General features: G+C 44.4%; 5 protein-coding genes. 3 read left to right on the top strand and 2 right to left on the bottom strand.

The window, feature by feature from the left end:
- The 3 genes from VNZ46_RS18645 to VNZ46_RS18635 form a co-directional block, all read left to right on the top strand.
- The coding region (locus VNZ46_RS18645; protein WP_325561534.1) for an FAD-dependent oxidoreductase at nt 1–882 on the top strand (882 nt) is incomplete at its 5' end.
- A gap of 95 nt (nt 883–977) precedes the next feature.
- The gene (locus tag VNZ46_RS18640; RefSeq protein ID WP_133784056.1) at nt 978–1,841 is read left to right on the top strand and encodes an AraC family transcriptional regulator; all 864 of its coding nucleotides are present in this window, start codon (nt 978–980) and stop codon (nt 1,839–1,841) included.
- A gap of 130 nt (nt 1,842–1,971) precedes the next feature.
- A complete protein-coding gene (locus VNZ46_RS18635; protein ID WP_325561533.1) occupies nt 1,972–3,375 on the top strand; it encodes an APC family permease in 1,404 nt (467 codons plus the stop codon).
- A gap of 111 nt (nt 3,376–3,486) precedes the next feature.
- Here VNZ46_RS18635 and VNZ46_RS18630 read toward each other — a convergent pair whose 3' ends face one another.
- Nucleotides 3,487–5,241 carry an aminopeptidase P family protein gene (locus VNZ46_RS18630; protein ID WP_325561532.1) on the bottom strand — a complete coding sequence of 585 codons (1,755 nt, stop codon included), beginning with the start codon at nt 5,239–5,241 and terminating at the stop codon, nt 3,487–3,489.
- Nucleotides 5,238–6,677, bottom strand: a 1,440-nt coding sequence (locus tag VNZ46_RS18625) for a DUF885 family protein (protein WP_325561531.1), incomplete at its 5' end; no start/stop codon positions are given. The genes VNZ46_RS18625 and VNZ46_RS18630, both read right to left, overlap by 4 nt.

The following is a 6,677-nucleotide window of genomic DNA, read 5'->3' as shown; positions in this document are numbered from 1 at the left end:
TTGGCTGTAGCTCTTGGAGACTTTGGTTTGCAGGAAAATGGCATCCTGATGCTATTTAAGACTGATCATACCGGAGAGGAGGAGTTGGCGATGTCTAAAGAAGCCAGAAAGCTGGGTTTAGATGTTGTGGATCTTTCTCCTGAGGAATGCAGGTCCCTGCAACCAAACCTGGAGCTGAACGTGATGGGTGGTGTGCATTACCGCTGTGATGCTCATCTAAGTCCTAATGTGCTGCTGCCCATGTTGACACGCTATCTGGAAGGAAAAGGGGTACAGATCAAAAGAAACCATGAAGTAGCCCATATTTCAAAAACAGGTGGAAGGATCAGCAGTTTAACTGCTGGTGGAAAGGAGCATACTGCAGATCGTTATGTGTTGGCCGGCGGTTCATGGTCACCTGGTATTGCAAAACAGGCTGGGTTGAATATTCCATTGATGCCAGGTAAAGGCTATTCTTTTATGGTCGATGATGTACAGAAGAACATGCACATTGCAGCGTTGCTTTGTGAAGCTAAAGTTGCCGTTACTCCAATGGGAGAACAGATCCGATTCGGGGGAACTATGGAGATTGATCAGATCAACAGCCGGATCAACAGGAACCGTGTAAAAGGAATTGTTGAATCTATTCCCAGATATTTTCCTGGTATGCAGCCCGCACTGCCGGAGGATAAGGACATCTGGTTTGGTTTCAGACCTTGTTCGCCAGATGGCTTACCTTATATTGGTTCCAGTGCTAAACTGGGTAATTTGGTGATCGCTACCGGGCATGGCATGATGGGCTTAAGTCTTGGGCCGGCTACAGGTAAACTGGTGCAGGAAGTGCTGGACGAAGGAACAAATTCTATCGATATTACCCCTTTTTCAGCGAACCGTTATCTATAGGGTTAATATCCTGTTGAAAATAATAAACGTCAAAATGATTATTATTTTGTGATTTATTATAGAATTCATGTATATTTAATTTCAATTAGATATACATGAAGGTTTTACCATTTACAATACCCGTTTCTCCGAACAAGACCATTATGGTCCAGTTGGAAGAGTTGCCTTACTTTTATACTTTTCTCCATCGTCATCAGGAAATACAACTGACCTGGGTGCAGGAGGGAGAAGGTACTTTGGTTGCGGGTATGAACATGCATATCTTTCGGTCTGGGGAGATTTATCTTTTTGGCGCCAACATGCCGCATTTGTTCAAAAGTGAACCGGAGTATTTTGCACCCGACAGCAAGAAGAAGATCAAAGCGGTAACGATCTTTTTCAATCCTAAAGACAAGCTATCGAGTTTGTTTGATCTGCCGGAAATGAAAATGGTGAGCAATTTCCTGAAGGATTTTGAAAGTGGTTTTAAGGTGCCTCCCCACATGTATTCTGATATCTCCGGAAGAATTTTAAGTATCCTTCATTCGGAGGGGATTGATCAGCTGATGCAATTCCTGCAGCTGCTTAAATCACTCAGCAGTTTGAAAGATCTGAGTCCTTTAACGGTGAGCTCATTTCCCCGTTCTATCAACGATAATGAGGGAATGCGGATTGCTTCGATTTATAATTATATCATTCAGAACTACAGCCGTGCGCTGACCCTGGAGGAAGTGGCTGAGCAGGCTTGTATGACGCCTCATGCTTTTTGCCGCTATTTCAAAAAACACACACGCTATACGTTGGTGAGCTTTTTGAATAAAGTGAGGATCAATGAGGCTTGTAAAATGTTAACCAGCGGGATCCATAATGGTATTGCTTCTGTAGCTTACAGTTGCGGGTTCAACAGCATCACCAACTTTAACCGGGTATTCAAGTCTATTACAGGTAAATCACCGCGCGGCTATATGGGCCAGTACTGATCTTTCCTGTTAATTTTGGTCAATTATTGATTAATAACGGGAAAGTGCCACCCTGTGAATCTGCTATTTTTGATTTAAGCTTCGGTTTTAACGAAGCCGAACCAATCTAAACCAAAAAAGCAAACCTTCTATGAGTGATTCTACGACTGCCTTTAAGCCTTCTCTTTCCCTGACAGATGCGACCATGCTGGTTGCCGGAAGTATGATCGGTTCTGGTATTTTTATTGTAAGTGCAGATATTGTACGTAACGTGGGCAGCTCTGGCTGGCTCATCGCTGTTTGGTTAATTACGGGGTTTATGACCCTGGCTGCTGCGCTTTGTTATGGTGAACTGAGCGCAATGTTTCCTAAGGCTGGAGGACAATATGTATATCTCCGGGAGGCCTATAATCCCTTGGTGAGTTTTCTCTATGGCTGGAGTTTTTTTTCGGTGATCCAGACGGCAACCATTGCAGCTGTTGGTGTAGCCTTTGCTAAATTTACGGCTTATATTTTTCCGCAGTTTAGTGAGGACCTTGTTTTTGCAGATCTGGGTTTTGTACGTATTTCCCCTGCGCAGATCCTTGCAGTTGGTGTAGTGATTTTTCTGACCTTTCTGAACACAGCAGGTGTGAAGAGCGGCAAGAACATCCAGACCAGTTTTACTGTAGTTAAACTTCTGAGTCTGGGTGCTTTGATCTTATTTGGTTTTATCGCTGCAAAATCTGATATCTTACATGCCAATTGGAGTAAGGCCTGGGAGATGCATAAACTGCGGCCTTCGGGGGTGACAGAGGGTTATACTTTTATTCCTGCATTGGGGGCAGTTGCCGCCGCTATGGTGGGTTCTATTTTTAGCAGTGATTCCTGGCATAATGTGACGTTTATTGCAGGTGAGGTGAAGAATCCTAAGCGTAATATTGGTTTAAGTCTTTTTCTGGGGACCATGGTTGTAACGATCATTTATGTGGCTACGAATTTCATGTATACTGGGGTGCTTTCTTTGCAGGAAATTGCCTCTGCGGATAAAGACAGGGTAGCGATCACGGCTTCTCATGTGATTTTTGGGAATTCGGGCACAGTGATTATTGCATTGATGATCATGATCTCTACGTTTGGCTGTAATAATGGCCTGATCATGGCTGGAGCAAGGGTTTACTACACCATGGCTAAGGATGGTTTATTCTTTAAGCCTGCAGGCACGCTGAATAAGAATGCGGTGCCGTCTTATGCGCTTTGGTTTCAGTGTGTGTTTGCTTGTTTATGGTGTTTTAGCGGGAAGTATGGAGATTTGCTAGACATGATCTCGTTTGTTGTGGTTGGGTTTTATATGCTCACTATTTTTGGAATTGTGTTGCTTCGTAAGAAGCGGCCGGATTTGCCGAGGCCATATAAGGTTATTGGTTATCCTGTTTTGCCGGTTTTGTACATTTTGATGGGATTGGCTTTTTGTGTTTTGCTGATTGTGTTTAAGCCGAAGTTTACATGGCCGGGGTTGATTATTACAGGGATTGGGATTCCAATCTATTACCTCATCAGACCCAAAAAGGGCTAAGCTTTTTATAAAAGTCAATATACTCTTCGAGGACTGGACTCCTTGCCCCGCTTCGCTCTTGTGGCAAGGCGCCCTGAGGTCCTCTCTGAATATATTGACTTTTCTGGGCGCTTAGTTTGGGTGCTTACATTCCTCTTTCAGCCAATTATTTTCAGATGCACTCAGAAAAGGGCCAAGCGTTTTAATGACATAGTTGTTGTACGTCTCCAGCCATTGTAGGTGACGGGGTTCCAGCAGTTCCGGAGCAACTCCTTTTGGATCAATCAGGGCAAGGGTCAATGTTTCTGAGCTTAGAAAAGAACCGAATTCTGTTTCTACAGCCGGAACCGTGATGACCAGGTTTTCAATTCTGACTCCATGATGGCCGGGGCGGTATATGCCAGGCTCTATGGAGGTGATCATGCCGGCTTTAAAATCTACATCCAGGTTGTTCGGACTGATGGATTGCGGCCCTTCATGTACATTCAGGAAACAACCTACGCCATGTCCGGTACCGTGACCATAATTTATCCCCTTATCCCAGAGCGGTTTTCTAATGATGGCATCCAGCTGGTAGCCGCGGGTTCCTGTTGGATATTGTGCAGTGGTTCCCTCTATCAGTGCCCTGAGAACTAAAGTGTAGTCTTCTTTTTCCTGTGTTGTTAATGGGCCTAAAATGAGCATTCTGGTCACATCTGTTGTACCCTGAAAATACTGCCCGCCAGAGTCGATCAGGTAAAGTCCTTTTGGTTGTAAGGTCTGGTCACTCTGCTCATTTGGAGTGTAATGGGGGAGTGCTGCATTCGCTGCATAGCCGGATATAGCATCGAAACTGGTTCCCTTAAAACCCTCCTGTTCTGCTCTGAATTGTTCGAGACGTTTGGCTGCGGATAATTCGGTGATGGGTATTTTGTTAAGGTTTTCCTTTATCCATTTCATGAAACGGGTCAAAGCGACACCGTCTTTAATCATCGCTTTTTTGAAATTGCTGATCTCCGCATTGTTTTTTATAGATTTCAGATGGGACACGGGGCTAATGCCTTGCCGGATCTTAACTGAAGCGGGGATGCTGTTGAACAATTTCGCATTGGTTCGTTTAGGGTCTATAAACAGATTGGAACCTGTCTGCAGAAGTTTTATAGTGGTGATGATGTCTTGACTGTTTGCAATTGTAATCCGTTGACTTGTCAGGTATTCCTGGTCTTTTTTACTGAGTTTTCGCTGGTCTATGAACAGATAGGCATGCTCTGACGTAACTAGTGAATAGGCCAATGTAAGTGGATTGCATTTAATATCGTTGCCGCGAAGGTTGAAGAGCCAGGCAATTTCATCCAGTGCAGAAAGCAATATGGCATCGGTTTCCATTTGTTCAAGTTGTTTGCGAAGCTGGTTTAGCTTTTCTGATGCGGATTGCCCGGTATAACGATTTTCTAGCAGAAAGGCTGGGTTGGCAGGTAGTTGTGGTCTGTTGTTCCAGATGGGGGAGATCAGGTCTGCTGCAATGGGGTTGAAGCCGCTGGCCTGCAATTGTTCCAGTAAAACAACGGAAAGCAGTTCTTCTATACAACCTACTTTGGAGCCTTTAGGGATCCATTTGATGTATTCAGGAGTATGTGGAATCTGGAGTTTAACCAGTTGGTAGCCGCTGTTTTTCAGTTGCTGTTCTGCCTGAATAAAGTACCTGGAATCTGTCCAGAGCCCTGCAAAATCCTGGGTAATGACCAAAACACCAGCACTGCCAGTGAAGCCTGAGGCAAATTCGATGCACCGATAATGCTCGGGAAGATATTCATTCTGATAGGGATCTGAAGAGGGGATCAGATAAATATCAATCCCCTCTATTTTCATTTGATTCCGGATGGACTTTAGTTTTTCCGTATAGGTCATAGTTTATAAAATCTCCAGTTGGTTTTAAAATCTTTGCTGAGGCTTTGATGGGTAAGGATGGCCCGGATCATCTCTATGGGCATACTGTTCTCTTTAATAAAGGAATCGTGGAATTCTTTGTAGGTCATTTTTCCACTGTCTACCAGTTCTTTTTTCAGGGCCATGACCTGAAGCCCTCCGGTAAGATAGCCAACCTGGTACAGTGGATCTGTCCAGGGCGCAATAGACCTTCTGACTTCTCCCTCGGCATTGGCGCGCTCATGTCCCACACGATCTACCAGGAAGTCGATACATGTTGCCGGTGTCCATTTGCCTAATTGATAATTTAAGGAGAAAATGATCCTGGCACAGCGGTGTTTTCTCCAGAAGAGCATACCAATCCTTTCTTCTGGTGTTTTGGCAAAGCCCATATCGTAGAGCAAAAGTTCCCAGTACAAAGCCCAGCCTTCCATCCAGAATGGAGTGTCGTAATTGCGATGGGTATTGTAGCGGCTCATCATAAAATACTGTAGATTGTGCCCTGGGATCAGTTCATGTTGTACGGTACCCCTTGAAAAATAAGGATTGTTTCCGCGCATGCTCATCATCTTGTCTTCATAATTCATACCGCTTGTTGGATAGGAAATACTGATTTCACTTCCGCCGGTAAAAAATGGATTGACCAGTTGTCTTTCCGGTGTCATCATGATCATACCCCAGGTTTCTTCGGCAAGAGGAGGAATCGTAATCAAGTCTTTGGATTTGATGAAGTCCAGGGCTTCGTTGTAAAGTTTAACGATCAGTTCTGGTTGTTTTCCAGGTGCAACATAGGTGTTCTTAACCTTTTCCATTGCAGCTTGCCAGTCGTTTTTTAAGCCCATTTCGGCAGTGGCTTTTAACATTTCCTTGTCACACCATTCCAGTTCTTTGGTCGCCATGGCGATCAATTCTTCCGGACTGTAGGGGATCATTTCCATGTCCAGTTTTCTTAGGATCTCGGCTCTGCCAGCAGGAATGCCCTGAAGGCTGGGGTCTGAACCGACTTTACTTTCCTGTAGAGTATTTTTGGAAAGTGCAGTTGTGTATACGCGGAGCAGGCTGTCGGTTTGTTTGTAGGTTACTGGTACCCACCAGCTAAACATAGGGTCATACTGGTTATAGAAGTCGAAGATTTTTTTCCCTGCTTGCTGAAGGTCCCGTGCTGTTTTGTAGGCTTCAAGAGCTTCTGAAGGACGGAATTTTGTGCTGGAGGGAAGTTCCTGAATCAGTTTTTTTAGTTGTTTACTGATCTCATTCAATTGTGCAGCAGTTTTTTCTGGTTCTGAAGAAGTTCCTCTTCTGCATTGTTGTTCCAATTGGTAGATCTGGTCTGCGAAGGGAAAACGGTTTTTGAGTTTTTCATAAGCTTCTTCCGCTTTGCTAAGCTGGAAAATCTGCTCCTTTAAGTCTCTTCTGAA

The sequence above is a fragment of the Pedobacter sp. genome (assembly GCF_035566355.1).
GTDB lineage: Bacteria > Bacteroidota > Bacteroidia > Sphingobacteriales > Sphingobacteriaceae > Pedobacter.
The sequence above is the reverse complement of the archived record's forward strand: the minus strand, read 5'-3'. Positions and strand labels throughout refer to the sequence as shown.

Bases quoted from the DNA above. Each gene is read 5' to 3' on its own strand.
- VNZ46_RS18635 (WP_325561533.1), top strand. From the start codon at position 1,972: ATGAGTGATTCTACGACTGCCTTTAAGCCTTCTCTTTCCCTGACAGAT.
- VNZ46_RS18630 (WP_325561532.1), bottom strand. From the start codon at position 5,241: ATGACCTATACGGAAAAACTAAAGTCCATCCGGAATCAAATGAAAATA.
- VNZ46_RS18640 (WP_133784056.1), top strand. From the start codon at position 978: ATGAAGGTTTTACCATTTACAATACCCGTTTCTCCGAACAAGACCATT.